This is a genomic window from Streptomyces sp. NPDC006393, assembly GCF_040628575.1.
Taxonomy (GTDB): Bacteria; Actinomycetota; Actinomycetes; order Streptomycetales; family Streptomycetaceae; genus Streptomyces.
The window spans coordinates 147262-172766 of sequence record NZ_JBEXZD010000003.1 but is presented as its reverse complement, the minus strand read 5'-3'; the positions used below and the strand labels follow the sequence as shown (position 1 = coordinate 172766).

General features: G+C 72.6%; 25 protein-coding genes and 1 pseudogene. 15 read left to right on the top strand and 11 right to left on the bottom strand.

Annotated elements, in window-relative coordinates; translation table 11 throughout:
• Positions 1–4: 4 nt before the first annotated feature.
• From ABZ484_RS02865 to ABZ484_RS02845, 5 genes are all read right to left on the bottom strand, one after another.
• Positions 5–199, bottom strand: coding sequence for a hypothetical protein (locus ABZ484_RS02865; protein WP_030167020.1), 195 nt, complete (start codon positions 197–199; stop codon positions 5–7).
• Positions 200–368: 169 nt separating this feature from the next.
• On the bottom strand, positions 369–1460 hold the full coding sequence (locus tag ABZ484_RS02860; protein ID WP_358864103.1) for an acyl-CoA dehydrogenase family protein: 1092 nt from the start codon (positions 1458–1460) through the stop codon (positions 369–371).
• Positions 1457–2638: an acyl-CoA dehydrogenase family protein gene (locus ABZ484_RS02855; RefSeq protein WP_358864102.1), complete on the bottom strand. Its 1182-nt coding sequence runs from the start codon at positions 2636–2638 to the stop codon at positions 1457–1459. The genes ABZ484_RS02860 and ABZ484_RS02855 overlap by 4 nt, the downstream gene beginning before the upstream one ends.
• Complete coding sequence (locus ABZ484_RS02850) at positions 2635–3639, bottom strand: NADPH:quinone oxidoreductase family protein (protein WP_358864101.1); 1005 nt, start codon at positions 3637–3639, stop codon at positions 2635–2637. Before ABZ484_RS02850 ends, ABZ484_RS02855 begins: the two co-directional genes overlap by 4 nt.
• 105 nt (positions 3640–3744) lie before the next feature.
• Positions 3745–4329: an XRE family transcriptional regulator gene (locus ABZ484_RS02845; protein ID WP_358864100.1), complete on the bottom strand. Its 585-nt coding sequence runs from the start codon at positions 4327–4329 to the stop codon at positions 3745–3747.
• Between the two features lie 96 nt (positions 4330–4425).
• On the opposite strand from ABZ484_RS02845, the gene ABZ484_RS02840 reads away from it, so the two are divergent.
• The 8 genes and pseudogenes from ABZ484_RS02840 to ABZ484_RS02805 all read left to right on the top strand — a co-directional run bounded on the left by ABZ484_RS02840 (position 4426) and on the right by ABZ484_RS02805 (position 13028).
• On the top strand, positions 4426–5409 hold the full coding sequence (locus ABZ484_RS02840; RefSeq protein ID WP_358864135.1) for an NAD(P)/FAD-dependent oxidoreductase: 984 nt from the start codon (positions 4426–4428) through the stop codon (positions 5407–5409).
• Positions 5410–5544: 135 nt separating this feature from the next.
• Positions 5545–7083, top strand: coding sequence for an ATP-dependent DNA ligase (locus ABZ484_RS02835; protein ID WP_358864099.1), 1539 nt, complete (start codon positions 5545–5547; stop codon positions 7081–7083).
• Positions 7080–7562, top strand: coding sequence for an NUDIX domain-containing protein (locus ABZ484_RS02830; protein ID WP_358864098.1), 483 nt, complete (start codon positions 7080–7082; stop codon positions 7560–7562). The genes ABZ484_RS02835 and ABZ484_RS02830 overlap by 4 nt, the downstream gene beginning before the upstream one ends.
• 73 nt (positions 7563–7635) lie before the next feature.
• Complete coding sequence (locus tag ABZ484_RS02825; protein ID WP_358864097.1) at positions 7636–9021, top strand: NADP-dependent succinic semialdehyde dehydrogenase; 1386 nt, start codon at positions 7636–7638, stop codon at positions 9019–9021.
• A gap of 25 nt (positions 9022–9046) precedes the next feature.
• Positions 9047–9286 (top strand): DUF6213 family protein, encoded by a 240-nt coding sequence (locus ABZ484_RS02820; RefSeq protein WP_028423261.1) that lies wholly within the window; start codon positions 9047–9049, stop codon positions 9284–9286.
• 533 nt (positions 9287–9819) lie between these two features.
• A pseudogene (locus ABZ484_RS02815) lies at positions 9820–10887 on the top strand (type III polyketide synthase); the annotation flags it as partial.
• 359 nt (positions 10888–11246) lie between these two features.
• A complete protein-coding gene (locus ABZ484_RS02810) occupies positions 11247–12425 on the top strand; it encodes a cytochrome P450 (RefSeq protein ID WP_358864134.1) in 1179 nt (392 codons plus the stop codon).
• A gap of 6 nt (positions 12426–12431) precedes the next feature.
• Positions 12432–13028, top strand: a complete 597-nt coding sequence (locus tag ABZ484_RS02805) for a cupin domain-containing protein (RefSeq protein WP_358864096.1) — start codon at positions 12432–12434, stop codon at positions 13026–13028.
• Between the two features lie 107 nt (positions 13029–13135).
• On the opposite strand, the gene ABZ484_RS02800 is transcribed toward ABZ484_RS02805, so the two are convergent.
• Positions 13136–14365 carry an acyl-CoA dehydrogenase family protein gene (locus tag ABZ484_RS02800; RefSeq protein WP_358864095.1) on the bottom strand — a complete coding sequence of 410 codons (1230 nt, stop codon included), beginning with the start codon at positions 14363–14365 and terminating at the stop codon, positions 13136–13138.
• A gap of 170 nt (positions 14366–14535) precedes the next feature.
• On the opposite strand from ABZ484_RS02800, the gene ABZ484_RS02795 reads away from it, so the two are divergent.
• Complete coding sequence (locus tag ABZ484_RS02795; RefSeq protein WP_030167056.1) at positions 14536–15180, top strand: TetR family transcriptional regulator; 645 nt, start codon at positions 14536–14538, stop codon at positions 15178–15180.
• Between the two features lie 14 nt (positions 15181–15194).
• Here ABZ484_RS02795 and def read toward each other — a convergent pair whose 3' ends face one another.
• Entirely contained in the window at positions 15195–15764 is a 570-nt protein-coding gene (gene def / locus ABZ484_RS02790; protein WP_358864094.1) for a peptide deformylase, read from the bottom strand.
• A 158-nt stretch (positions 15765–15922) separates the two neighbouring features.
• Here def and ABZ484_RS02785 point away from each other — a divergent pair, with 158 nt between their 5' ends.
• From ABZ484_RS02785 to ABZ484_RS02765, 5 genes are all read left to right on the top strand, one after another.
• Positions 15923–17161, top strand: a complete 1239-nt coding sequence (locus ABZ484_RS02785) for a MurT ligase domain-containing protein (RefSeq protein ID WP_030167062.1) — start codon at positions 15923–15925, stop codon at positions 17159–17161.
• 20 nt (positions 17162–17181) lie between these two features.
• The gene (locus ABZ484_RS02780) at positions 17182–17910 is read left to right on the top strand and encodes a glutamine amidotransferase (RefSeq protein ID WP_358864093.1); all 729 of its coding nucleotides are present in this window, start codon (positions 17182–17184) and stop codon (positions 17908–17910) included.
• 304 nt (positions 17911–18214) lie between these two features.
• A complete protein-coding gene (locus ABZ484_RS02775; RefSeq protein WP_030167069.1) occupies positions 18215–19240 on the top strand; it encodes a 6-phosphofructokinase in 1026 nt (341 codons plus the stop codon).
• 157 nt (positions 19241–19397) lie between these two features.
• Positions 19398–20348 (top strand): cytochrome c oxidase assembly protein, encoded by a 951-nt coding sequence (locus ABZ484_RS02770; RefSeq protein WP_358864092.1) that lies wholly within the window; start codon positions 19398–19400, stop codon positions 20346–20348.
• Between the two features lie 125 nt (positions 20349–20473).
• Entirely contained in the window at positions 20474–20647 is a 174-nt protein-coding gene (locus ABZ484_RS02765; RefSeq protein WP_358864091.1) for a hypothetical protein, read from the top strand.
• 83 nt (positions 20648–20730) lie between these two features.
• On the opposite strand, the gene ABZ484_RS02760 is transcribed toward ABZ484_RS02765, so the two are convergent.
• The 4 genes from ABZ484_RS02760 to ABZ484_RS02745 are packed head-to-tail and all read right to left on the bottom strand — an operon-like array spanning position 20731 to position 24810.
• The gene (locus ABZ484_RS02760; RefSeq protein ID WP_358864090.1) at positions 20731–21942 is read right to left on the bottom strand and encodes a histidine kinase; all 1212 of its coding nucleotides are present in this window, start codon (positions 21940–21942) and stop codon (positions 20731–20733) included.
• Entirely contained in the window at positions 21939–23669 is a 1731-nt protein-coding gene (locus ABZ484_RS02755; protein ID WP_358864089.1) for a cation acetate symporter, read from the bottom strand. The genes ABZ484_RS02760 and ABZ484_RS02755 overlap by 4 nt, the downstream gene beginning before the upstream one ends.
• A 12-nt stretch (positions 23670–23681) precedes the next feature.
• A complete protein-coding gene (locus tag ABZ484_RS02750) occupies positions 23682–24041 on the bottom strand; it encodes a hypothetical protein (protein ID WP_306185515.1) in 360 nt (119 codons plus the stop codon).
• A gap of 13 nt (positions 24042–24054) precedes the next feature.
• Positions 24055–24810 (bottom strand): LytTR family DNA-binding domain-containing protein, encoded by a 756-nt coding sequence (locus ABZ484_RS02745; protein ID WP_306185517.1) that lies wholly within the window; start codon positions 24808–24810, stop codon positions 24055–24057.
• 89 nt (positions 24811–24899) lie between these two features.
• Here ABZ484_RS02745 and ABZ484_RS02740 point away from each other — a divergent pair, with 89 nt between their 5' ends.
• Positions 24900–25403, top strand: a complete 504-nt coding sequence (locus ABZ484_RS02740) for an Lrp/AsnC family transcriptional regulator (RefSeq protein ID WP_358864088.1) — start codon at positions 24900–24902, stop codon at positions 25401–25403.
• The last annotated feature ends 102 nt before the right edge of the window (positions 25404–25505 follow it).

Below are 25505 nucleotides of genomic sequence, written 5' to 3'. Positions count from 1 at the left end.
CGGCTCAGGGCCGCAGGCTGCTGACGATCTGGGCGGTCGCCTCCAGTCCCTCGTGGATCGTGGGGGCCATGCTGGTGCCGGCCAGGAAGAAGCCGAGCAGGACGCAGACCAGGCAGTGCGAGAACTTCAGCGCGCCGTTGCGCACGAAGATGATCGCCAGGATCGCGAGCAACAGCACCCCAGAGATGGAAATGGCCACCGTGAACCTCCTCCGCCACGCCCACTCGCGGCTTTCGGCCGCAAGTGTGGCGTAGCGGAGGGTTCGTCCGGGCGGCTGGCGTGTCCTCCGAACGTGTGGTTCTGCGAGGGGCCAGCGGCGACCCCTCGTCGGTCCGCGGCGATCCGCCCTCGGCGCCGAGGGTGGTGGGTCAGGGTGCCTGTGGTGCCTGGAGGTCGACCAGGTGGGCCAGGGCCTCGCGGTGGGCGCCCGCCGTGCCGTAGGCGATCGAGTCCGCCTTGGCCCGCTTCAGAAACAGATGGACCGGGTGCTCCCAGGTCATGCCGATGCCGCCGTGCAGTTGCAGCGCCTCCTCGGCGGCGTGCACGGCGACCGGGGCGGCACAGGCCTGCGCCACGGCCACCGCGACATCGGTGTCCTCGTCCCGCGCGAGCGCGTCGGCCGCGTTGCGGGCGGCGGCGCGGAGGCCCACGACCTCCAGCCAGAGCTGGGCGAGCCGGTGCTTGAGGGCCTGGAACCCGCCGACCGGCCGGTTGAACTGCTTGCGCTCCTTCAGGTAGCGCACCGTCTCCGTCAGCGTCCAGTCGGCGAGCCCCAGTTGCTCGGAGGCGAGCAGTCCGGCTCCCGCGCGCAGGGCACGGCGTACGGCGGGCTCGGCGTCGCCGATGCGGCGTCCGGCGGCGCCGTCGAACCGTACGGTGGCCACCGGACGCGTCAGGTCCAGCGACACCTGGCCGGTGACGGTCACCGCGTCGGCGTCGACCGCGTACAGGCCGCCGTCCTCGGCGGGGACCAGCAGCAGGTCGGCGACGGCCGCGTCCGCGATGCCGGTCAGCTCCCCGTGCAGGGCGCCGTTCTCACGCCGTACGACAGGGAAGGGCGCGCCGGGGGCCAGGTGCAGGCCGACCGCGAGGGCGCCGATGGAGCGGCCCGATGCCAGCCGGGCGAGCAGCTCCTCGTCGCCGCACGCCAGCAGGGCCTCGGTGGCGACGACGGCGCTGGTGAGGTAGGGGACGGGAGCGACGGCGCGGCCCAGTTCCTCCAGGACCACGGCCGCTTCCCGGTGCGTGGCGCCCTGGCCGCCCTTGTCCTCGGGTACCAGCAGTCCGGCCAGTCCCATGCCGTCGGCGAGCGCCTTCCACAGGGCGAGGTCGTGCGGGGAGCCGGACTCCGCGCGGGTGATCACTCCCGCCGGGTCGCAGTGGTCCGTGAGCAGGTCGCGGACGGCGGCGCGCAGCGCCTCTTCCTCCTCGGAGTAGAGAAGATCCGGCTGTGTGCTCATCGGGCCAGGTCCTTCCATGCGACGTCCTTGTCGGTGCGCGGTTCGGCGGGCAGGCCAAGGACCCGCTCGGCGACGATGTTCAGCAGGACCTCGCTGGTCCCGCCCTCGATACTGTTGCCCTTGGCACGCAGATACCGGTATCCGGCGTCCCGGCCGGTGAAGTCGACCAGTTCGGGGCGGCGCATGGTCCAGTCGTCGTACAGCAGCCCTTCGGCGCCGCGCAGTTCCACCTCCAGGCCGCTGATCTCCTGGTTGAGGCGGGCGAAGGCGAGCTTCATGCCGGAGCCCTCCGGGCCGGGCTGGCCCGCGACGAGTTGCTGGCGCAGCCGCTCTCCGGTGAGGCGGGCGACCTCCGCGTCGACCCACAGGTTCAGCAGCCGCTGGTGCAGGTCGTGGGTGCGCAGCTCGGGGCGCTCACGCCAGGTCCGGGCGACCACGCCGATCATGCCGCCCTCGCGGGGCAGCCGCATGCCGCCGATGGAGACGCGCTCGTTCATGAGGGTGGTCTGGGCGACCCGCCAGCCGTCGCCGGTCTCGCCGAGGCGGCGGGAGTCGGGGATGCGGACGTCGGTCAGGAAGACCTCGTTGAACTCTGCCTCCCCGGTGATCTGGCGCAGCGGCCGGACCTCGACACCCGGGTCGGTCATGTCGCACAGGAAGTAGGTGATGCCCTGGTGCTTGGGGAGGGCGGGATCGGTACGGGCGATGAGGATGGCCCAGCGGGCGAGATGGGCGCTGGAGGTCCACACCTTCTGCCCGTTGACCACCCAGTCCTCGCCGTCCCGGACCGCGCGGGTGCCGAGGGCGGCGAGGTCGGAGCCGGCGCCGGGCTCGCTGAAGAGCTGGCACCAGACCTCCTCCCCGGTCCACAGGGGCTTCAGGAAGCGCCGCTTCTGCTCCTCGGTGCCGTAGCGCAGGATGGTCGGGGCGGCCATGCCGAGCCCGATGCCGATGCGGCGCGGGTCGTTGTCGGGGGCGCCCGCGGCCTCCAGCTCGGCGTCGACGACGGCCTGGAGGGAGCGGGGGGCACCGAGTCCGCCGAGGCCCTCCGGGTAGTGCACCCAGGCGAGTCCCGCGTCGAAGCGGGCCCTGAGGAAGTCGAGGCGGTCGGTGGTGGCCGGGGGGTGTGCGGCCAGCAACTCGGCGGTACGGCGCTTGAGTTCGGCTGCGTCGGTCATGCGGCGGCTCCGTTCTGCGACGAGGGCTCCGGCGACGAGGACTCCGGTGACGGGATGACGGCGACCCGGCCGGTGGTGACGCCGTCGGCGACCCGCTGCACGGCGGCCGCGGCCCCCTCCAGCGGCACCCGCTCGCTCACCAGGGGCCTGATGGCGCCCCGGGCGGCCAGCTCGGTGAGCTGCTCGTGGCAGTGCTGGACCAGCTTCGGGTTCTTGGTGTTGTACAGGCCCCAGTGCAGGCCGAGGATCGAGTAGTTCTTGACCAGGGCGTGGTTGAGCGCCGGGCTCGGGATGGAGCCGCTCGCGAAGCCGACGACCACGATCCGGCCCTCGAAGGCGACCACCTTGGCGGACTGGGCGTAGGCCTGGCCGCCGACCGGGTCGTAGATCACGTCGGCGCCCCGGCCGCCGGTGGCCTCCTTGACCGCGGCAACGACGTCCTGGCCGCGCCGGTCGACGACGACGTCACAGCCCAGGTCCCGGGCGACGGCGGCCTTCTCGGCGCCGCCGACGACACCGATGACCGTGGCGCCGGCCGCCTTGCCGAGCTGCACGGCCGCGCTGCCGACCCCGCCGGCGGCCGCGTGCACGAGCAGCGTCTCGCCGGCCTCCAGGCGGGCCCGGCGGTGCAGGCCGAACCAGCCGGTCTGGTAGCCGATGTGCAGGGCCGCGGCCTCGGCGTCGTCGAGCGCCTCGGGGGCGGGGAGCAGGGCCGCGGCGTCGGCGACGGCGTACTCGGCGAAGCCGCCGTGGGGCAGGGCCGGGTTGGCGATCACGCGGCGGCCGTCGGGCGTCTCGCCGCAGATCTCCACGCCCGGGGTGAAGGGCAGCGGCGGCCGGACCTGGTACTGGCCGCGGCAGAGCAGGGCGTCCGGGAAGTTGATGTTGGCGGCCCGCACCTTCAGCAGGACCTGGCCGTCCCCGGGCGTGGGCCGCTCGGTCCGCTCCAGGCGCATCACCTCGCCCGGCTCGCCGTTCTCGTGCACTCGCCATGCCTGCATGCGCCGCCTCCACGGGACTGCGGTTCCTCGGACACTCGGACAGTCGGACCGGGCCCGACGGAAGGCATACTAAGCGGTCGCTTGCCGATCCGGGAACACCGGACGTCAGTCGTCTTCGCCGCGCCGCGACGGCCGCGCCCGTACGTGCATGCGCTCGCCCTGCGGGCCGAACAGGCTCAGGAACTCCACCGGCCCCTCCCCCGTCGAGCCGAACCAGTGCGGCACCCGCGTGTCGAACTCCGCCGCCTCGCCCGCGGTGAGCACCACGTCGTGCTCGCCCAGCACCAGCCGCAGCCTCCCGGAGAGCACGTACATCCACTCGTATCCCTCATGGCTGCGGGGCTCCGGTTCGAGGCGGCGCTTCGGTTCGAGGACCTTGAACGCCTGTAGTCCGCCCGGCTTCCTGGTCAGCGGCCAGTGGGTGCGGCCCCCGCGCACGATCGGCTTCGCCCGCACCCGGGGATCGCCCACCGGAGGGGCGCCGACCAGCTCGTCCAGCGGCACCTGATGGGCCTGCGCGATGGGCAGCAGCAGCTCCAGACTGGGTTTGCGCAGGCCGGACTCCAGCCGCGAGAGGGTGCTGACGGAGATGCCGGTCGTCTCCGACAGCGCGGCCAGGGTCACCTCGCGGTCCTTGCGGATCCGCCGCAGCCTGGGTCCCACACCGGCCAGCACATCGTCTGTCGTCATGGTGCCATTGCAGAATCGGCAAAGATGTTTGTCAATCCGGCATGGATGGGGTGACCTTCGCCGATGGAGGTGGTCACCATGACCGAGAAGCACGCAATGACCGAGAGCTACGAAGCGGTCGTCGTCGGAGGCGGGGCGGCCGGGCTGTCCGCCGCGCTGGTCCTCGGCCGCGCCCGGCGCCGCACGCTGGTCGTCGACGCGGGCGAGCCGCGCAACGCGCCCAGCGCGCACATGCAGGGTTTTCTGTCCCGGGACGGCATGTCACCGGCCGGGTTCCTGGCCGCCGGCCGTGAGGAGATCGCACGGTACGGGGTCGAACTGGTCCGGGACCGGGCGGTGGACGCCGTCCGGGACGCGGCCGGCGAGTTCGACGTCGCCCTGGCGGGCGGCCGCACCGTCCACGCCCGGCACTTGGTCGTCGCCACCGGGCTGAAGGACGAACTCCCGGCGGTCCCGGGCGTGGCCGAGCGCTTCGGCCGGGACGTGCTGCACTGCCCGTACTGCCACGGCTGGGAGGTCCGCGACCGGGCCTTCGGCGTGCTCGCGACGAGCCCGCTGAGCGTGCACCAGGCACTGATGGTCACCCAGTGGTCCAAGGACGTGACCCTCTTCCTGCACCAGGTCGGTGAGGAGGAGCTGTCCGACGACGATCTGCGCAGACTGGCCGCGGCCGGCGTCGACGTGGTGCCGGGCGAGGTGGCGGGTGTCGTCGTCGAGGCCGACCGGCTGGCCGGGGTCCGGCTCGCCGGCGGCACCGCCTCCGGGGGAGGGACGACGCACGCCCGCGAGGTGCTGTTCGTCGCCCCCCGAGCGCTGCCGCGCACCGATCTCCTGCGGCGGCTGGGCGCCGAGCTGCGCGAGACGCCCTTCGGCGTCTACCCCGTGATCGACGAGCGGGGCCTGACGACCGTCCCCGGCCTGTGGGCCGCCGGGAATGCCAGCGGCTTCGCCGAACAGGTGATCAACGCGGCCAGCCGCGGCTACCGGGCCGGCGCGGCGATCAACGGCGAACTCCTGTTCACCGACCTCGACGCGGCGGTGGCGGCGCAGAGCACCACGCGGAGCACCGCCCGGGCGTAGCACCGCGGGAACGCACCGCACCCCACGGACGAACCGCGAAGCGCGAACGTGCCGCACCCCGCGAACGAACCACACTTCGCGAACGGACCGTGCCGCCCGGGTGTGCACCGGCGGATCGCGGTGCACCATGGCTGCATGTTGCTCGCGCGGCTGGCGGAGGTGTCACGGGAGGTCGCGGCGACCTCGGCGCGGTCCCGGAAGACCGCGCTGCTCGCCGAGCTGTTCCGGGAGGCGGACGCGGACGACGTGCCGATCGTCATCCCGTATCTGGCGGGACGGCTGCCGCAGGGGCGGCTCGGGGTGGGCTGGAAGGTGCTCGGCAGCCGGGTCCCCCCGGCTGCCGCGCCGTCGCTCGCCGTGCGCGAGGTGGACGCCCGGCTGAGCGAGCTGGGCAAGGTGTCCGGGGCCGGCTCGCAGACCGAACGCGCCCGGATCGTCGGCGAGTTGATGGGCGCGGCCACCGAGGACGAGCAGCGCTTCCTGCGCGGACTGCTCACCGGGGAGGTCCGGCAGGGGGCGCTGGACGCCGTCGCCGTGGAGGGACTGGCCGCGGCGACGGGTGCACCGGCGGCGGACGTACGGCGGGCGGTGATGCTGGCCGGGTCGCTGCAGACCGTGGCGCAGGCGCTGCTCGCGGACGGCCCGGCGGCGCTGGAGCGCTTCCGGCTCACCGTGGGCCGTCCCGTCCTGCCGATGCTCGCGCACAGCGCGTCCTCCGTGGCCGAGGCGGTGGACAAGCTGGGGGCGTGCGCCGTGGAGGAGAAGCTCGACGGCATCCGGGTCCAGGTGCACCGCGACGGCGACGCGGTGCGGATCCACACCCGCACCCTGGACGACATCACCGACCGGCTGCCCGAAGTGACCGCGGCCGCCCTGGGGTTGCCCGGCGAGCGGTTCATCCTGGACGGCGAGGTCATCTCCTTCGGGGCGGACGGGCGCCCGCGCTCCTTCCAGGAGACCGCCGGACGCGTCGGCTCCCGGCTGGACGTGGCCACGGCCGCCGAGGCGGTCCCCGTCTCGCCGGTCTTCTTCGACGCGCTGTCGGTGGGCGACCGGGACCTGCTCGACCTGCCGTTCTGCGAGCGGCACGCCGAGCTGGCGCGGCTGGTTCCGGAGCCCATGCGGGTCAGACGTACGGTCGTGTCCGGGCCGCAGGAGGTCGGGGCGGCCGAGGAGTTCCTCGCCAGGACCCTGGAACGCGGTCACGAGGGCGTGGTCGTCAAGGCGCTCGACGCCCCCTACAGCGCGGGCCGGCGCGGCGCGTCCTGGCTGAAGGTCAAACCCGTGCACACCCTCGACCTGGTGGTCCTGGCCGCCGAGTGGGGGCACGGCCGCCGTACCGGCAAGCTCTCCAACCTCCACCTCGGCGCCCGTACCGCCGATGGCGGGTTCGCCATGCTCGGCAAGACCTTCAAGGGCATGACGGACGCGATGCTGGCCTGGCAGACGGAGCGGCTGCGGGAGCTGGCCGTCGACGAGAAGGGCTGGGGGGTGCTCGTACGGCCCGAGCTGGTCGTGGAGATCGCCTACGACGGCCTCCAGCGGTCCACGCGCTACCCCGCGGGCGTCACCCTCCGCTTCGCCCGGGTCGTGCGCTACCGCGAGGACAAGCGCCCCGAGGAGGCGGACACCGTGGAGACGCTGCTGGCCGCGCACCCGGAGGTCGGGCCGTGAGCGACCGCCGGGGCAGGCACAGTGCCGGTCTGCTGCTGTTCCGGCGCACCGGCGACGGCTCGGTCGGCGTGGAGGTCCTGCTCGGGCACATGGGCGGCCCGTTCTGGACCCGGCGCGACGCGGGGGCCTGGACCGTGCCCAAGGGCGAGTACGAGCCGGACGAACCCGCCTGGGAGGCCGCCCGCCGCGAGTTCCGGGAGGAGCTGGGGGTGGAGCCTCCCGAGGGCGAGGCCGTGCCGCTCGGCGAGGTCCGGCAGAAGAACGGCAAGATCGTGACCGTCTGGGCGGTCGAGGGCGATCTCGATCCGGCGGCGATCGCCCCCGGCACGTTCCTGATGGAGTGGCCGCCGCGCTCCGGGCGCACCCAGGAGTTCCCGGAACTGGACCGCGTCGCGTGGCTGGGCCTGGACCGGGCCCGCGAGGTGATCGTCACGGCCCAGGCCGCGTTTCTCGACCGACTGGCGGAGCACTCGCTCTGACGAGGCACTACGCGTTGCGGTGGCCACCGCGGCGCGGGAAGGTCGAAGCACAGCGCTCCCAGGGAGGTCAGTCATGTCCATCGCCACGGTGAACCCGGCCACCGGCGAGACGCTCAAGACGTACGAGGCCATGGGCGAGGAGGAGATCGAGCGCCGGCTCCAGCTCGCGGAGGCCACCTTCCGTACCTACCGGACGACGGCCTTCGACGAGCGCGCCCGCCTGGCGCGCGCGGCCGCCGACCTCCTCGTCGAGGACCAGCAGGACGTCGCCCGGATGATGACCACCGAGATGGGCAAGCCGGTCCGGCAGGCCCGTGCGGAGGCCGTGAAGTGCGCCAAGGCGCTGCGCTGGTACGCCGACCACGCCGAGGAACTCCTCGCCGACGAGAAACCCTCCGACGCCGATGTGAAGGACTCCGGTGCCACCGAGGTCCGGGTGCGCTACCGGCCGCTCGGGCCCGTGCTCGCGGTGATGCCGTGGAACTTCCCGCTGTGGCAGGTGATCCGTTTCGCCGCGCCCGCGCTGATGGCGGGCAACGTCGGCCTGCTCAAGCACGCCTCGAACGTGCCGCAGACCGCCCTGTACCTGGAGGATCTCTTCCACCGGGCCGGTTTTCCCGAGGGCTGCTTCCAGACCCTGCTGATCCCCTCCCGCGCGGTGGACGACATCCTGCGTGACGAGCGGGTCAAGGCCGCCACGCTCACCGGCAGCGAGCCCGCGGGCCGGGCCGTGGCGTCCACCGCCGGGGAGATGGTCAAGAAGACGGTGCTGGAGCTGGGCGGCAGTGACCCGTTCGTCGTCATGCCGTCCGCCGACCTCGCCCGGGCCGCCGAGGTCGCGGTGACCGCGCGGTGCCAGAACAACGGGCAGTCGTGCATCGCCGCCAAACGGTTCATCGTGCACACCGACGTCTACGACGCCTTCGCCGCACGCTTCGTACGGGGCATGCAGGCGCTGAAGGTGGACGACCCGATGCACGAGGAGACGCAGATCGGGCCGCTGTCCAGCGAGCGGGCCCGCGAGGACCTGGAGGAGCTGGTCGACGACGCGGTGCGCGGCGGCGCGACCGTGCTGTGCGGCGGCAAACGTCCCGACGGGCCGGGCTGGTACTACCCGCCGACGGTCCTCGCCGGCGTCACCCGTGAGATGCGGATCCACCGGGAGGAGGCCTTCGGCCCGGTCGCCACCCTCTACCACGCGGCCGACCTGGACGAAGCCGTACTGATCGCGAACGACTCACCGTTCGGGCTGAGTTCGAACGTGTGGACGCACGACGAGGCCGAGATCGACCGGTTCACACGGGATCTGGAGGCGGGCAGCGTCTACGTCAACGGGATGACCGCCTCGCATCCGGCCTTCCCCTTCGGCGGGGTGAAGCGGTCGGGGTACGGCCGTGAGCTGTCCGGGCACGGAATCCGCGAGTTCTGCAACATCACCACCGTATGGCACGGAGCGTGAGCGTTCCGCGGCTACGATCCCCTGTGTGAACCGCGAAGTGACTCTCCCTCTGATCGTCGACGACCGCGGTACCTTGCAGGTGGCCGCGGCCGATGTGAGCAAGTTGCTGCGGACGGTGGGTGGCCGGTGGCTGCGCCTGGTGGAGGCCGGGCAGGAGGGTCTCGACGAGGACACGGTGGCCGCGCTGACCATCGAACTCGCCAAACTGGCCGACCGGATCGACGTGGCCTGCATCGCGCACAGCAGCGGGGCGGCCTCCGGATAGACACCGCGCGGGGCCCGACGAGCGCGGCGATCGCGCCAGGGGCCGCCCGCCGCAGCCACCATTTTCCGGCCCCGACGAGCGCCTCGCCCCGCGCCTCGGGGCCGTGGCCGCTCCCACCCCCCCGTCTCCCGTGCGGAGAACCGCGCCGCCCGTCCGAACGCGCCGCCCCCCTTTCGAACGACCGTCGCCGCCTCGTCGCCCGAACGCCCCGCCGCCGCCTCGTCCCCTCGCCGGGCGCGGCGCGCGCGCACTCGCTCGCCGTGCCTTCGGCGACCCCCGGCGAAGGCCGGACGAACCGCGCTCTGGGCGCCGCGCCGCCGAAGCCCCTGATCTGCGCTTCTCCCCTGGTCGCCGCCCTCTCGACCGCCGCTCGCCGGAGGGCTCCGGGGCACCGCGGCCCCGTTGCGTCGTCGCCGGATTGGAGTAGTCCCGCGAGAGATCGTCGCTCTCCCGGGTGATCGTGGGTGGACCACCCTTCTGGGTGCACCACCCTCTGACCGGGGGGCTACCGGCCTTCCGGAAGGCGAAAGCAGGCACGGATCATGGCGACTTTGTGCAGGCCCTCGGTGTCCGTTCCAGAACACGTGATCACCATGGAGGAAACGCTGGAGCTCGCGCGTTCCCGTCACGCGGACCACCCGCAACTCCCGCTGGCCCTCCGGCTGATCGAGAACACCGGTGTGCACACCCGGCACATCGTCCAGCCCATCGAGGAGACCCTGAAGCACCCGGGCTTCGAAGAGCGCAACAAGCTCTACGAGCACGAGGCGAAGGCCCGGGTCCCCGCGGTCATCCAGCGAGCGCTCGACGACGCCGAACTCCTGACCACCGACATCGACGTCATCATCTACGTCTCGTGCACGGGCTTCATGATGCCCTCGCTGACGGCGTGGCTGATCAACGAGATGGACTTCGACTCCACCACCCGCCAGCTGCCCATAGCCCAGCTGGGCTGTGCGGCGGGCGGCGCCGCGATCAACCGGGCCCACGACTTCTGCTCCGCCTACCCGGACGCCAACGCGCTCATCGTGGCCTGCGAGTTCTGCTCGCTGTGCTACCAGCCGACCGACCTCGGCGTCGGCTCGCTGCTGTCCAACGGCCTGTTCGGCGACGGCATAGCCGCCGCCGTGGTCCGCGGCACCGGCGGCACCGGTGTCCGGCTGGAGCGCAACGGCTCCTACCTGATCCCCAAGACGGAGGACTGGATCGCGTACGACGTCCGGGAGACCGGTTTCCACTTCCTGCTGGACAAGCGGGTGCCCACGACGATGGAGCCGCTCGCCCCGGCCCTTCAGGATCTCGCCGCGATGCACGGCTGGGACGCGACCGACCTGGACTTCTACGTCATCCACGCGGGCGGTCCGCGCATCCTCGACGACCTCAGCAAGTTCCTGCACGTCGAGCCGCACGCGTTCCGGTTCAGCCGGGCCACGCTCACCGAGTACGGCAACATCGCGAGCGCGGTCGTGCTGGACGCGCTGCGCCGTCTGTTCGACGAGGGCGGCGTCGAGGACCGGGCGCGCGGGCTGCTGGCCGGGTTCGGGCCCGGCATCACCGCGGAGATGTCCCTCGGCAGCTGGCAGAACGGAGGCCGGTCATGACCGACACAGCCGACGTGACCGGGGCCCCCGACGTGACCGGCGCGACCGACCTGACCGGGGCGGCAGAGGCTTCGGGGGTGGCCGGCGCGACCGGGACGACCGGGACCACAGCGGTGGCCCGCTCGGCCGGGGCGAGCGAGGCGAGGCTCTCCGAGGCGCTGACCCTGACCCAGACGCTCACCGCCGCCGAGACGCTCAGCCCCGCCGAGCCCCTCCCCCTCACCGAACCCCTGCCCTCCACTGAGCCCCTCCCCGTCACCGAGCCCCCACCGGTCACCCAGCCACCTCCCGTCACCGAACCGCTCCCTGTCACCGAGCCCGCCCCTGCCCCTGCCCCCGCCCCCGGGGCCCTTCCCCCGATCCGGCACTGGCCGGCGCTCGACCTGCCCGGAGTCGACTTCGACCCGGTGCTGGCCGACCTGATGGAGGAGGGTCCGGTCACCCGCATCGAGCTGCCCAACGGGCAGGGCTGGGCGTGGCTGGTGACCCGCATGGAGGATGTGCGGCTGGTCACCAACGACCCCCGGTTCAGCCGTGAGGCGGTGATGGACCGGCAGGTCACCCGGCTGGCCCCGCACTTCATCCCGAGCCGTGGCGCGGTGGGCTTCCTGGACCCGCCCGACCAGACCCGGCTGCGCCGCTCGGTCGCTCCCGCGCTCACCGCGCGCGGGGTCGAGCGGGTGCGGGAGAGCTCCCGGCGGATGCTGGACGAGCTGGTCGACGAGCTGCTCGCGGCCGGCCCGCCCGCGGACCTCACCAGTGCGGTGCTCAGCCCGTTCCCGATCGCGGTGATCTGCGAGCTGATGGGTGTCCCGGTCGCCGACCGGCACAGCATGCACACGTGGACCCAGCTGATCCTGTCCTCCTCGCACGGCGCCGACGTCAGCGAGCGGGCCAAGGAGGAGATGGGCGCGTACTTCACCGAACTGATCGACGCGCGCGCGGACAGCGCCACCGGGGACGTGGCCTCGCTGCTCGGGGCCGCCGTCGGGCGCCGTGAGATCTCCCTGGCGGAGGCCGTGGGTCTGGCGGTGCTGCTCCAGATCGGCGGCGAGGCGGTCACCAACAACAGCGGGCAGATGTTCTACGTCCTGCTCACCCGGCCCGAGCTGGCCGACCAGCTGCGCGCCCGGCCGGAGATCCGTCCGCAGGCCATCGACGAACTACTGCGCTACATCCCGCACCGCAACGCGGTCGGGCTGTCGCGGATCGCACGGGAGGACGTGGAGATCAAGGGGGTGCGGATCCGGGCGGGCGACGCGGTCTATGTGTCGTACGTGGCCGCCAACCGCGACCCGGACGTCTTCCCGGACCCGGAGAGGATCGACTTCTCGCGCAGCCCGAACCCCCATGTGGCGTTCGGTTTCGGCCCGCACTACTGCCCCGGTGGCCAACTGGCCCGTATGGAGGCGCAGCTGCTGGTCGACGCCCTCCTGGACCGGCTGCCGGGGCTTCGGCTCGCGGTGCCGCCGGGTCAGGTGCCCTTCAGGAAGGGCGCGTTGATCCGCGGGCCCGAGGCCCTGCCCGTGACGTGGTGAGCCGAGATGACGGCGACGAATGAGCCTCCCTTCACCGCGGTCGTGGACGATCAGACGCCGGCGGCGGCCGAGGACGCCCCGCCCATCGCGAACGAGGGGCTGCTGGTACCGCCGGGCCACGGCCGGGTCGTCCAGACGCCCGCCCAGCGCGTGACGTTCAAGGTGACCGGCTCGCACTCCCGGACGGCCTCCACCTTCGAGGTGGAGGTCCCGCCGGGCTTCGACGTGGGCGCCCATGTGCACACGCGCAGCGAGGAGTTGTTCTACGTGCTGGAGGGTGAGCTGGACGTGCTCGCCTTCGAGCCGCGGATCCGGACCCCCGACCACTGGCAGAAGTGGGAGTCCCCTTCGGGCAACCGGGTCGTGCGGGCGACGCCGGGCACGGTCATCGTGGTGCCCCCGGGCTGCCCGCACGCGTTCGCCAATCCCACGGAAACCCCGGCCAAGATGTTCTTCCAGGCCGCACCGCCCCCGGACCACGAGCGGTACTTCGAGGAGCTGCTGGAGATCCTGGCGGACGGAGGCCCCCCGGACCACGAGGCCATCGAAGACCTGCGCCGGCGCTACGACATCGAACAACTGACACCGCTCAGGCACCGCTGAGCCCCGAAGTGCCCCGCCCGTGCGTGACATTTGTGACGCACGTGACTGCACGACGTACGTGACTGCACGACGTAAGCGACGGACGGGGCACGCGGGCGTCAGCCCGTCTAGCGAATCGGCATGCCCGAGATCGTGCGGGCGATGACCAGGCGCTGGATCTCGCTGGTGCCCTCGAAGATGGTGTAGATCGCCGCGTCGCGGTGCATGCGCTCCACCGGGTACTCGCGGGTGTAGCCGTTGCCGCCGAGGATCTGGATGGCCTGGGCGGTGACCGTCTTGGCGGTCTCGCTGGCGAACAGCTTGGACATGGAGCCCTCGGCGGCCGTGAAGGGCTTGCCGTTGATCGCCATCCAGGAGGCGCGCCAGACCAGCAGCCGGGCCGCGTCGATCTGGGTGCGCATGTCGGCGAGCTGGAAGGCGACGCCCTGGTTGTCGATGATCGGCCGGCCGAACTGCTCACGGGTCCTGGCGTAGTCCAGGGCGACCTCGTACGCGGCCCGGGCGGTGCCCACGGCCATGGCGCCGACGGCCGGGCGGGAGGCCTCGAAGGTGGCCATGGCCGCGTTCTTCAGCCGCTCCCCGCCCCCCTGCCTGGCCTTCTCGCGGGCGCGGGCGAGGCGCTCGTCCAGCTTCTCCTTGCCGCCCAGCAGGCAGGAGCCGGGGACGCGCACGTTGTCGAGGATCACCTCGGCGGTGTGGGAGGCGCGGATGCCGTGCTTCTTGAACTTCTGGCCCTGGGCGAGGCCCGGCGTGTTCGGCGGGACGATGAAGGAGGCGTGGCCCTTGGAACCCAGCTCCGGGTCGACGGAGGCGACGACCACGTGGACGTTGGCGATGCCGCCGTTGGTCGCCCAGGTCTTGGTGCCGTTGATCACCCACTCGTCCTTGGCCTCGTCGTACACCGCGCGGGTGCGCATGGAGGCGACATCGGAGCCGGCGTCGGGCTCGGAGGAGCAGAAGGCGGCGACCTTCACGTCGGTGGCGTCGCCGTACATCTGGGGGATCCAGGTGCCGATCTGCTCCTCGGTGCCGTTGGCGAGGACGCCCACCGCGGCGAGGCCGGTGCCGACGATGGACAGGGCGATGCCCGCGTCGCCCCAGAACAGCTCCTCCATGGCCATGGGGATGCCGAGGCCGGTGGAGTCGAAGTACTGCTGGGCGTAGAAGTCGAGGGAGTAGATGCCGACCTTGGCGGCCTCCTGGATGACCGGCCAGGGAGTCTCCTCACGCTCGTCCCATTCGGCGGCCGCGGGGCGGATCACATCGGCGGCGAAGCCGTGCAGCCAGTCCCGCACCTCCTTCTGTTCGTCGTTGAGCTCCATGGTGAACTCGGCCATGTCCCCTCCAGTGCCACACCTGCGTGTTACTTGCGGTAACCGTACTGTGTTACCGGCCGGTAGGAAAAGTCAAATCCCCCGCCTGCCATCGGCAGCCCGTTCGATGCGCCGGGGCCGGTGAGTGTTAGTTTGCGCAGGCGTCACCGAATCAGCACGGGTGGGGAGAGCTCATGGACACCACACAGCGGACCGATCAGCAGCGGTCCGCCGACCGCCGACGGCGCGAGCTGCTGGAGGCCGCCGACCGGGTGGTGCTGCGCGACGGCCCGCAGGCCTCGATGAACGCCATCGCCGCCGAGGCCGGCATCACCAAGCCGATCCTCTACCGCCACTTCGGCGACAAGGGCGGCCTGTACGCCGCGCTCGCCAAGCGGCACACCGACGCCCTGCTCGACTCGCTGCGGGCCGCTCTGGACGCCCCCGCGGACCGGCGCGAACGCGTGGAGTCGACGCTGGACACCTATCTCGCGGCCATCGAGGCCCGCCCGCAGGTGTACCGGTTCCTGATGCATCCGGCGGAGGGCGGCCAGGGCGGCGACCAGGGCTTCGACGTCGGCAAGCACTCCGCCCCGCTGCTGCGCCGCATGGGCGAGGAGCTGGCCCAGGTCATCGAGGAGCGCCTGGACCTCGGCCCGAACAGCCAGCAGCTGGCGCGCGTGTGGGGCCACGGCATCGTCGGCATGATGCACGCGGCGGGTGACTGGTGGCTGGGCGAGCGCCCCTGCTCCCGCGCGGAACTGGTCCGCAGCCTCGCCGACCTCCTCTGGGGCCGCCTCGCGGCGGCCGGGGACAGGATCGGCGGCCCGGGGTTCTAGGGGCGAGACACCCCCTAAGACCCGGATTCCCCGCCGCCGGCCTGATCGCGGTTCCAGGGTGCCTTCGCCGCCTGCCTGAGCAGCCTGCGCCGCCGCCACCCCGTCAGGTGGTCCACGTACAGGCCGCCGTCCAGGTGGTCGCACTCGTGCTGGAGACAGCGGGCGAAGAACCCCGTCCCGCGCACGGTGACCGGCTCTCCGGTCACCGTGTAGCCCTCGACGACCGCCTCGTCGTGGCGCTCGGTGCCCGCCTCCAGACCCGGCAGGGACAGACAGCCCTCCGGGCCGCGGACCACCACGCCGCCGGTCTCCACCAGGCGCGGGTTCACCACGTGACCGAGGTGACGTACGTCCTCGTCGTCGGGGCAGTCGTAGACGAACACCCGCAGCGGCTCCCCCACCTGGTTCGCGGCCAGGCCGACGCCACGGGCGGCGTACATCGTGGCGAACAGGTCCTCCACGAGCTCCGACAGTGCGGGGCCGAAGCCGGTGACCTCACGGCAGGGCGCGTGCAGCACCGGGTCCGAGAGCAGGCTGAGAGGCCGGACGCGCCCGCGGGCGCCCGGGATCGAGCGGTGTGGCATGGCGGCAAGGGTACGGTCCTGTCGTCACGCGCGAAGGGCGCGCGGGCGTCGCGACGGTGCCGGGGTTCGGGAGTGCGAACGGATCTCGATAGGCTGAGGCCTCACCACGTTGCCGGATGGCTCAGGCGCGGCGCGTATGCAAGGAGGATCGAGAACTGATGGCAGGCAACTCGGACCCGCTCACGCCGCGGGCCAAGCTGGCCGTGACCGCGGGCAAGGCGGTCGCGGCGGCATCGCGCGCCGCGGGGCGCGGCAGCGGTTCGGTGATCGGCGGTCGGGTGGCCCTCAAGCTCGACCCCGACCTGCTCGGCCGGCTCGCCCAGAACCTGGACGTCGTCCTGGTCTCGGCGACCAACGGCAAGACCACCACCACGCGGCTCATCGCCGAGGCGCTGCGGGCCGCCGGCCCGGTCGTCTCCAACGCCCTCGGCGCCAACATGCCGGCCGGCATCACCTCCGCGCTGGCGGGCGGGTCGGACGCCAAGTTCGGCGTGATAGAGGTCGACGAGAAGTACCTCGCGGGTGTGGCCCGCGACACCGGCCCCAAGTGCATCGCACTGCTCAACCTCTCCCGCGACCAGCTGGACCGGGCCGCCGAGACCCGGATGCTCGCCGAGAACTGGCGTGAGGGCCTGGCCGGCTCCAAGGCCGTGATCGTCGCCAACTGCGACGACCCGCTGGTGGTGTGGGCCGCGTCCTCCTCGCCCAATGTGATCTGGGTGGCCGCCGGGCAGATGTGGAAGGACGACGCCTGGTCGTGCCCGTCCTGCGGCGGTGTGATGCAGCGCCCCGGGGACGACTGGTTCTGCGGCGAGTGCGGCTTCCGCCGGCCCACGCCCAGCTGGGCGCTCTCCGGCGACCACGTGCTGGACCCGCACGGCTCGGCCTGGCCGATCCACCTTCAGCTGCCGGGCCGCGCCAACAAGGCCAACGCCGCCTCCTCCGCGGCCGTCGCCGCCGTCTTCGGGGTGCCGCCGCAGGTCGCCCTGGAGCGGATGTACCAGGTGCAGGCGGTCGCCGGGCGCTACGACGTCGTCCAGTTCCAGGGCCGCGACCTGCGCCTGCTGCTGGCGAAGAACCCGGCCGGCTGGCTGGAGACGTTCTCGCTGATCGACCCGCCGCCCACCCCGGTCATCCTGTCGGTGAACGCGCGCGGCGCGGACGGCACGGACACCTCGTGGCTGTGGGACGTCGACTACACGCGTCTGACCGGCCACCCGCTCTTCGTGATCGGTGACCGGAAGCTGGACCTCGCGGTGCGTCTGGAGGTCGCGAACCAGCACTTCCAGGTCTGCGAGAACCTCGACCAGGCCGTGCAGCAGGCGCCGCCGGGCCGGATCGAGGTCATCGCCAACTACACCGCGTTCCAGGACCTGCGCCGCCGCGTCGGCAACTGACCACGGAGGACGAGCACTTCATGAGCGACAACCAACTGCGGCTGGTGTGGATCTACCCGGACCTGCTGAGCACCTACGGCGACCAGGGCAACGCGCTCGTCGTGGAGCGCCGGGCCCGCCAGCGCGGCCTGGACGTGGCCCGTCTCGACGTGCGCAGCGACCAGCCGATCCCGACCTCCGGCGACATCTACCTGATCGGCGGCGGCGAGGACCGGCCGCAGCGGCTGGCGGCGGAGCGGCTGCGCCGCGACGGGCACCTGTACCAGGCCGTGCAGAACGGCGCGATCGTGTTCTCCGTCTGCGCCGGCTACCAGATCCTCGGCCACGAGTTCGTCAACGACCTCGGCCAGCGCGAGCCGGGCCTGGGCCTGCTCGACGTGGTCTCGGTGCGCGGCGAGGGCGAGCGGTGCGTCGGCGACGTGCTGGGCGACATCGACCCCCGGCTCGGCCTGCCGCCGCTGACCGGCTTCGAGAACCACCAGGGCGTCACCCACCTCGGCCCGACCGCCCGCCCCTTCGCGCAGGTCCGCATCGGCAAGGGCAACGGCACGGGCGACGGCACGGAGGGCGCGTACAACGACACCGTCTTCGGCACGTACATGCACGGGCCGGTGCTGGCCCGCAACCCGCAGATCGCGGACCTGCTGCTGAAGCTGGCGCTCGACGTCAACGCGCTGCCGCCGATCGACGACCGCTGGTACGAGGCCCTGCGGGGCGAGCGCATCGCGGCCGCGCAGCAGCCCGCGTAGGACAGCCGTCCGGCAGCCCGCGCAGGAGAGCCGCTCAGCGGCCCCCGCGCCCCCGGACCCCGTCTCGGCGCGTGTCGGGGGCGCGCGGGAAACGGTTCTTCCGCGGCTCGTGCGAGCTCGCGTGCACCGGCCCGTCGGCACGGCGCGACCAGCCCGTCTGACGGGCCGTCCGCACAGGTGAGCGGCCCCGTCCAGCAGGCGGACGCATGGTTCGGACCTGCCCCCTGGTGCCGCTAGGGTGGCGGGGATCGAGCCGGACAGCGCGGTCCGGTCCCGTGCCCATGTGGAGAAGGTTATTCGGGCTATGCGCATTGGTGTCCTCACGTCCGGCGGCGACTGCCCCGGCCTGAACGCCGTCATCCGGTCCGTCGTGCACCGCGCCGTCGCCGACCACGGCGACGAGGTCATCGGCTTCCGGGACGGCTGGAAGGGCCTCCTGGAGTGCGACTACCTCAAGCTCGACCTCGACGCCGTCGGCGGCATCCTGGCGCGCGGCGGCACCATCCTCGGCTCCTCACGGGTCCGCCCCGAGCACCTGCGGGACGGTGTGGAGCGGGCCAGGGGCCATGTCCAGGAGCTCGGACTGGACGCGATCATCCCGATCGGCGGCGAGGGCACGCTCAAGGCGGCCCGGCTGCTCTCCGACAACGGGCTGCCCATCGTGGGCGTGCCCAAGACCATCGACAACGACATCGCGGTGACGGACGTCACGTTCGGTTTCGACACCGCCGTGACCGTCGCCACCGAGGCCCTGGACCGGCTGAAGACCACCGCCGAGTCCCACCAGCGGGTGCTGATCGTCGAGGTCATGGGGCGCCACACCGGCTGGATCGCGCTCCAGTCCGGCATGGCGGCCGGCGCCCACGCCGTCGTGGTTCCCGAACGGCCCTTCGACATCGAGGAGCTGACGAAGAAGGTCGGCGAGCGGTTCTCGGCGGGCAAGCGCTTCGCGATCGTCGTGGCCGCGGAGGGCGCCAAGCCCCTGCCGGGCACCATGGACTTCGACGAGGGCGGCAAGGACATCTACGGCCACGAGCGGTTCGCGGGCATCGCCCGGCAGCTCTCCCTGGAGCTGGAGCACCGCCTGGGCAAGGAGGCCCGGCCGGTCATCCTCGGGCACGTCCAGCGCGGCGGCACGCCGACGGCCTACGACCGGGTGCTGGCCACCCGGTTCGGCTGGCACGCCGTGGAGGCCGTGCACCGCGGGGAGTTCGGCCGGATGACCGCGCTGCGCGGCACGGACATCGTGATGGTGTCGCTGGCCGAGGCGGTGGAGACCCTCAAGACGGTTCCCGCCGACCGGTACGCCGAGGCGGAGTGCGTGCTGTAGGTCACACGCGGCACACTCGGACTCCAACCGCCCCCGGTCGCCGTCGCGGCCGGGGGCGGTTCTAGTCTGGTGCGGACAGACAGCTGCGGACAGACGGCTGCGGACACGCACAGCTCGGTCAGACAGCGCACAACCCCCACGAATCAGGAGCCGGCGGATGGATCACAGCGGGCATGGCATGACCATGGACCTGCCGCCGTTCACCCTGGGCCGCGGCCTCGAGTGGTCCGCGGACCCGTTCTTCCTCGTCGCCTGTCTGCTCGGCCTCGGCCTGTACGGCTGGGGCGTGGTGCGGCTGCGCCGGCGCGGCGACTCCTGGCCGGTGGGCCGCACCGTCGCGTACGTCGTGGGCGTGCTGACCGTGGGGCTCATGATGTGCACCGGGCTGAACGACTACGGGATGGTCATGTTCAGCGTGCACATGGTGCAGCACATGGTCATCAGCATGCTGTCGCCGATCCTGATCCTGCTCGGTGCCCCGATCACCCTGGCGCTGCGCGCGCTGCCGGTGGCCGGCCGGGGCCGCAGGGGGCCGCGCGAGCTGCTGCTGGCCCTGCTGCACAGCCGCTACGTCCAGGTCGTCACGCACCCCGCGTTCACCATCCCGCTGTTCATCGCGAGCCTGTACGCGCTGTACTTCACACCGCTGTTCGACTTCCTGATGGGATCGAAGGCGGGGCACATCGCGATGATGGTGCACTTCCTCGCGGTCGGCCTGGCCTTCTTCTGGCCGATCATGGGCGTCGACCCTGGTCCGAACCGCCCGGGCTACCTGATGCGGATGCTGGAGTTGTTCGCGGGCATGCCGTTCCACGCGTTCTTCGGCATCGCGCTGATGATGGGCTCCACGCCCATGGTGGACACCTTCCGGCATCCGCCGGCCTCCCTCGGCATCGACGCGCTGTCCGACCAGTCCGCGGCCGGCGGCATCGCCTGGGCCTTCAGCGAGGTCCCCTCCGTCCTGGTGCTGCTGGCGCTGCTGTTCCAGTGGTACCGCTCCGAGCAGCGGCAGGCCAAGCGCAAGGACCGGGCCGCGGACCGGGACGGCGACAAGGAACTTGAGGCGTACAACGCCTATCTGGCCTCGCTCCAGGCACGCGGGAACTGAACACCTGAACCGAACACCTCTTCGAGTTCTCGGTCCCTTCCCTCGCATTCCCCCGCACCGCCGCCGCTCGAACGGCGGAACCGGGGCACCATGGAGGGGAGACGGACCACGAGGAGGGTGTCGCGATGCCCGGTTCGACGGACGGTTCCACGAAGGCGATGGGGGCGCTCACCCTGGGGGCCCTGGTCGCCGTGACGGCCTACTCGGTGGCGCTCGGCGGCAACGGCTGGCTGTGGTTCGGGTGGGTCGTGCTGGGCCTGATCACCCTCGGCATGGTGGTCACCCACGGCAGCGCCTGAGCCCGGGGCGGCGGAGCACCGGGCGGCGGAGCACCGGCCGCCGGAGCGCCGGGCCCCGGACCACCAGGGCCGGGGCCCGTTCCTCAGTCGGCGAGCTGTCCGAGCCGTCCGGAGGAGTGCACGCCCGGCTGGTACTTCGGCAGCCGGACGATGATCTTCATGCCCGCGCCCGGCGCGGTTTCTATGACCAGGCCGTGGTCGTCGCCGTAGACCTGGCGGAGCCGGTCGTCCACGTTGGACAGCCCGATGCCTCCGGAGGGACTGTCCTCGCCGGCGAGGATGCGGCGCAGCAGCTCGGGGTCCATGCCGGCGCCGTCGTCCTCGATGACGACGAGCGCCTCGGCGCCCGCGTCCTGGGCGGTGATGCGGATGCGGCAGGTGCCGGTCTTGCCCTCCAGGCCGTGCTTGACGGCGTTCTCCACGAGCGGTTGCAGGCACAGGAAGGGCAGGGTGACCGGGAGCACCTCGGGGGCGATCTGGAGGGTGACGGCCAGGCGGTCGCCGAAGCGGGCCCGCACCAGCGCCAGGTAGTGCTCGATGGCGTGGAGCTCGTCGGCCAGAGTGGTGAAGTCGCCGTGCCGCCGGAACGAGTAGCGGGTGAAGTCGGCGAACTCCAGCAGCAGCTCGCGGGCGCGCTCGGGGTCGGTGCGCACGAACGAGGCGATCACCGCGAGCGAGTTGAAGATGAAGTGCGGTGAGATCTGCGCCCGCAGCGCCTTGATCTCGGCCTCGATCAGCCGGGTGCGGGACCGGTCGAGCTCGGCGAGCTCCAGCTGGACGGAGACGAACCGGGCGACCTCGGCGGCGGCGCGGACCAGGACGGCGGACTCGCGGGGCGCGCAGGCGACCAGGGCGCCGTGCACACGGTCGTCCACGGTGAGCGGGGCGACGACGGCCCAGCGCACCGGGCAGTCCGGGGCCTCGCAGGTCAGGCGGAAGGCCTCGCCGCGGCCGGTGTCCAGCGGCCCGCCGAGCCGGTCCATGATCTCGCCGCGGTGGTGGGCACCGACCCCGTCCCAGGCCAGGACCTGGGTGTCGTCGGTGAGGCAGAGCGCGTCGGTGCCGAGCAGGGAGCGCAGCCGGCGCGCCGACCTGCGGGCGGTCTCCTCGGTCAGCCCGGCCCGCAGCGGGGGCGCGGCCAGGGAGGCGGTGTGCAGGGTCTGGAAGGTGGCGTGCTCGACGGGGGTGCCGAGCCCGCCGAGGTGCGGCGTCCGGGCGGTGCGCCGGCCGAGCCAGAAGCCGGCGGCCAGCAGCGGCAGGACGGCCACGCACAGTCCGGCGAGGAAACCGCTCACGCCTGCACCTCCGCCCTCAGTTGCTCCGGCAGGTGGAAGCGCGCGAGGACCGCGGCCGTACCGGCGGGAACGCGGCCGGGGGTGGCCAGGGACACCAGCACCATGGTCAGGAAGCCCAGGGGCACCGACCACAGGGCGGGCCAGGCGAGCAGGGCGTGCAGCGGTCCGCTGCCGGGCAGGCCGGCCATGGTCACGGCGACGGCGACGAGCGCGGCGCCGCCGCCGGTCAGCATGCCGGCGGCGGCGCCGGGCGGGGTGAGCCGCCGCCACCAGATGCCGAGGACGAGCAGCGGGCAGAAGGACGAAGCCGACACGGCGAAGGCGAGCCCGACCGCGTCGGCCACCGGCAGTCCGCCGACCAGCACGCTCGCGGCCAGCGGCACGGCCATGGCGAGCACCGTGCCGAGCCGGAAGTGCCGTACGCCGCGGGCGGGCAGCGGGCCGCGCGAGGGCAGCACGTCCTGGGTGAGCACCCCGGCCACCGCCATGGTCAGGCCGGAGGCCGTGGACAGGAAGGCGGCGAAGGCGCCGCCCGCCACCAGCGCGCCCAGCAGGTCGCCGCCGAGGCCGCCGATCATCCGGTCGGGCAGCAGCAGGACGGCGGCGTCCGCGTTCCCGGTGATCGTCAGCTCCGGGGCGTAGATCCGGCCCAGGGCGCCGTAGAGAGGAGGCAGCAGGTAGAAGCCGCCGATCAGGCCGAGGACGGCGACCGTGGTGCGGCGGGCGGCCACGCCGTGCGGGCTGGTGTAGAAGCGGACGACGACGTGCGGCAGGCCCATGGTGCCGAGGAAGGTGGCGACGATGAGGCCGTAGGTGGCGTACAGCGGGCGGTCCTCGCGGCCCGCCGTGAGCGAGGTGGACATGCCGCCGGTGCCGCCCCGGGCGGCCTCGGGGACGGCGGTTCCCGAGGCGAAGGTCAGCCGGGTGCCGCGCTCGAGGTGGTGGGTGCCGGCGGCCAGGGTCGTCTGCCGGTCGTGGTGGGTGCGGCCGTCGACGGTGCCGCTGACGGTGACGGTGAGCGGGCGCTCCAGCCGCAGGTCGAGGGCGCCGTCGACGCGGACGGTGCGCTGCTCGCGGAAGGCGGGCGGTTCGTCGAAGGCGTGGCGGGGTGCGCCGTCGCCCTGCCAGGCGAGGACGAGGAAGAGCGCGGGGACGAGCAGGGCGGTCAGCTTCAGCCAGTACTGGAAGGCCTGGACGAAGGTGATGCTGCGCATGCCGCCCGCGGCGACCGTGGCCACCACGACGGCGGCCACGACGACGCCGCCGAGGGCGTTCGGCGCGCCGGTGAACACCGCCAGGGTCAGCCCGGCGCCTTGGAGCTGGGGCAGCAGGTACAGCCAGCCGACGCCGACGACGAAGGCGCCCGCGAGCCGGCGTACGCCCTGCGAGGCGAGCCGGGCCTCGGCGAAGTCGGGCAGCGTGTAGGCGCCGGAGCGGCGCAGCGGGGCGGCGACGAACAGCAGCAGGACCAGATAGCCGGCGGTGTAGCCGACCGGGTACCAGAGCATGTCGGGGCCCTGGACCAGGACCAGGCCGGCGATGCCCAGGAAGGAGGCGGCGGAGAGGTACTCGCCGCTGATGGCGGCCGCGTTCAGGCGCGGGCCGACGGTGCGGGAGGCGACGTAGAAGTCCGACGTCGTCCGGGACACGCGCAGTCCGAACGCGCCGACCAGGACGGTGGCCACGACGACGAGGGCCACGGCGGGGACGGTGTAGGCGGAGTTCACGGCCGCGTGTCCTCAGCGGTCCTCGACGAGCCGGACGAAGTCGCGTTCGTTGCGTTCGGCGCGGCGCACGTACCAGCGGGCGAGCAGCACGAAGGGGGCGTAGAGGCAGAAGCCGAGGACCGCCCAGGTCAGGCGCCGGGCCTCGGGGGCCGCGGCGAACACCAGCGGCAGCGGGGCGACCAGCAGCACCAGCACCGCGAACACCGCCAGGGCGGTGCGCAGCTGACTGCGGATCAGGGAGCGGACGTAGGTGTGGCCGAGGGTGGTCTGCTCGTCGATCTCGGTGCGCGGGCGGTAGTGGCCCGGGGCCCGGCGGGTGCGGCGGGGCGGGCCGGTGACGGTGACACGGCGCTCGCCGGCGTCCTGCGGCATGGCGTACGACCCCCTAGTGCGCGGTCCGGCGCAGCAGCAGCTCCCGCAGCTCACGCGCGTGGCGGCGGCTGACCTGGAGTTCCTCGTCGCCGACCAGCACGCTCACCGAGCCCGCGTCCAGGCGGAGCTCGTCGATGTGCCGCAGGGCGACAAGGTGCCGGCGGTGGATGCGGACGAAGCCTCGGGAGCGCCAGCGTTCCTCCAGGGTGGACAGCGGGATGCGGACCAGGTGGCTGCCCCGGGTGGTGTGCAGGCGGGCGTAGTCGCCCTGGGCCTCGACGTGGGTGATGTCGTCGACGGCGACGAACCGGGTCACCCCGCCGAGTTCCACGGGCATCTGGTCGGGATCGGGCTCGCTGACGGTGATCCGCGGGGCGGCGTCGCGCAGCTGGGCGGCGCGGCGGACGGCCTCGGCGAGGCGTTCCTTGCGGACGGGCTTGAGGACGTAGTCGACGGCCTTGAGGTCGAAGGCCTGGACGGCGAAGTCCTCGTGGGCGGTGACGAAGACGATCAGCGGCGGCCGGGCGAACCCGGTCAGCAGCCGGGCCAGGTCGAGCCCGTCGAGGCCGGGCATCTGGATGTCCAGGAAGACGACGTCGATGGCGTCGGGCCCGTCGGGGCCGGACTGAAGGGCCCGGTTGATGCGGCGCAGCGCCTCGGTGGCATCGCCGGCGCCCTCCACGCCGGCGATCCGGGGATCGGCGTTCAGCAGGTACAGCAGTTCCTCGAGCGAGGGGCGTTCGTCGTCGACGGCGAGGGCGCGCAGCATGAACGTGGAGTGTAGGGGCGAAAGGCACGCCGTGACATGTCCCGGGCGTGGACGTTCGTGCTGGATACGGTGCTGGATACAGTGCCGACATGAACAGCAGGCCGGTACCGTTCGACGACCTGGATCGGAAGATCCTCACCGCCCTGATGGCGAACGCCCGCAGCAGTTTCGCCGAGATCGGCGCGGAGATCGGCCTGTCCGCGACGGCCGTGAAGCGGCGGGTGGACCGGCTGCGCGAGACGGGTGTGATCACCGGGTTCACGGCCACGGTGAAGCCGTCGGCGCTGGGCTGGCGCACGGAGGCGTACGTCGAGGTGTACTGCGAGGGGGCGGCGCCGCCCCGGCGGCTGGCCGAGGTGGTGCGCAACCATCCGGAGATCACGGCGGCCATGACGGTGACCGGCGGCGCGGACGCGCTGCTGCACGTGCGGGCACGGGACGTGGAGCACTTCGAGGAGGTGCTGGAGCGGATCCGGACGGAGCCGTTCATCCGCAAGACGATCAGTGTGATGGTGCTGTCGCATCTGCTGCCGGAAAGCCCGGAGGCGGGTGCCAGCCAGCCCGCCCCCGAAAACGCAGCAGACGTGCGCTGAACGGCTCCGATACGCAGCATTGCTGCTCGGACACGCAGCTCTCGTTGCTTGTCGGCCGTATCCGTCACTTCCTACCGTGGGTGTCAACCCTCACTCGACACC

What these genes read in the sequence shown, in the direction of transcription:
- ABZ484_RS02845 (WP_358864100.1), bottom strand. Translation starts at nt 4,329, where the DNA reads ATGACGACAGACGATGTGCTGGCCGGTGTGGGACCCAGGCTGCGGCGG.
- ABZ484_RS02860 (WP_358864103.1), bottom strand. Translation starts at nt 1,460, where the DNA reads ATGAGCACACAGCCGGATCTTCTCTACTCCGAGGAGGAAGAGGCGCTG.
- ABZ484_RS02850 (WP_358864101.1), bottom strand. Translation starts at nt 3,639, where the DNA reads ATGCAGGCATGGCGAGTGCACGAGAACGGCGAGCCGGGCGAGGTGATG.
- ABZ484_RS02855 (WP_358864102.1), bottom strand. Translation starts at nt 2,638, where the DNA reads ATGACCGACGCAGCCGAACTCAAGCGCCGTACCGCCGAGTTGCTGGCC.
- ABZ484_RS02840 (WP_358864135.1), top strand. Translation starts at nt 4,426, where the DNA reads ATGACCGAGAGCTACGAAGCGGTCGTCGTCGGAGGCGGGGCGGCCGGG.
- ABZ484_RS02745 (WP_306185517.1), bottom strand. Translation starts at nt 24,810, where the DNA reads ATGCTGCGCGCCCTCGCCGTCGACGACGAACGCCCCTCGCTCGAGGAA.
- def (WP_358864094.1), bottom strand. Translation starts at nt 15,764, where the DNA reads ATGCCACACCGCTCGATCCCGGGCGCCCGCGGGCGCGTCCGGCCTCTC.
- ABZ484_RS02750 (WP_306185515.1), bottom strand. Translation starts at nt 24,041, where the DNA reads ATGCCGCAGGACGCCGGCGAGCGCCGTGTCACCGTCACCGGCCCGCCC.
- ABZ484_RS02800 (WP_358864095.1), bottom strand. Translation starts at nt 14,365, where the DNA reads ATGGCCGAGTTCACCATGGAGCTCAACGACGAACAGAAGGAGGTGCGG.
- ABZ484_RS02770 (WP_358864092.1), top strand. Translation starts at nt 19,398, where the DNA reads ATGGATCACAGCGGGCATGGCATGACCATGGACCTGCCGCCGTTCACC.
- ABZ484_RS02805 (WP_358864096.1), top strand. Translation starts at nt 12,432, where the DNA reads ATGACGGCGACGAATGAGCCTCCCTTCACCGCGGTCGTGGACGATCAG.
- ABZ484_RS02835 (WP_358864099.1), top strand. Translation starts at nt 5,545, where the DNA reads ATGTTGCTCGCGCGGCTGGCGGAGGTGTCACGGGAGGTCGCGGCGACC.
- ABZ484_RS02795 (WP_030167056.1), top strand. Translation starts at nt 14,536, where the DNA reads ATGGACACCACACAGCGGACCGATCAGCAGCGGTCCGCCGACCGCCGA.
- ABZ484_RS02765 (WP_358864091.1), top strand. Translation starts at nt 20,474, where the DNA reads ATGCCCGGTTCGACGGACGGTTCCACGAAGGCGATGGGGGCGCTCACC.
- ABZ484_RS02775 (WP_030167069.1), top strand. Translation starts at nt 18,215, where the DNA reads ATGCGCATTGGTGTCCTCACGTCCGGCGGCGACTGCCCCGGCCTGAAC.
- ABZ484_RS02740 (WP_358864088.1), top strand. Translation starts at nt 24,900, where the DNA reads ATGAACAGCAGGCCGGTACCGTTCGACGACCTGGATCGGAAGATCCTC.
- ABZ484_RS02785 (WP_030167062.1), top strand. Translation starts at nt 15,923, where the DNA reads ATGGCAGGCAACTCGGACCCGCTCACGCCGCGGGCCAAGCTGGCCGTG.
- ABZ484_RS02825 (WP_358864097.1), top strand. Translation starts at nt 7,636, where the DNA reads ATGTCCATCGCCACGGTGAACCCGGCCACCGGCGAGACGCTCAAGACG.
- ABZ484_RS02780 (WP_358864093.1), top strand. Translation starts at nt 17,182, where the DNA reads ATGAGCGACAACCAACTGCGGCTGGTGTGGATCTACCCGGACCTGCTG.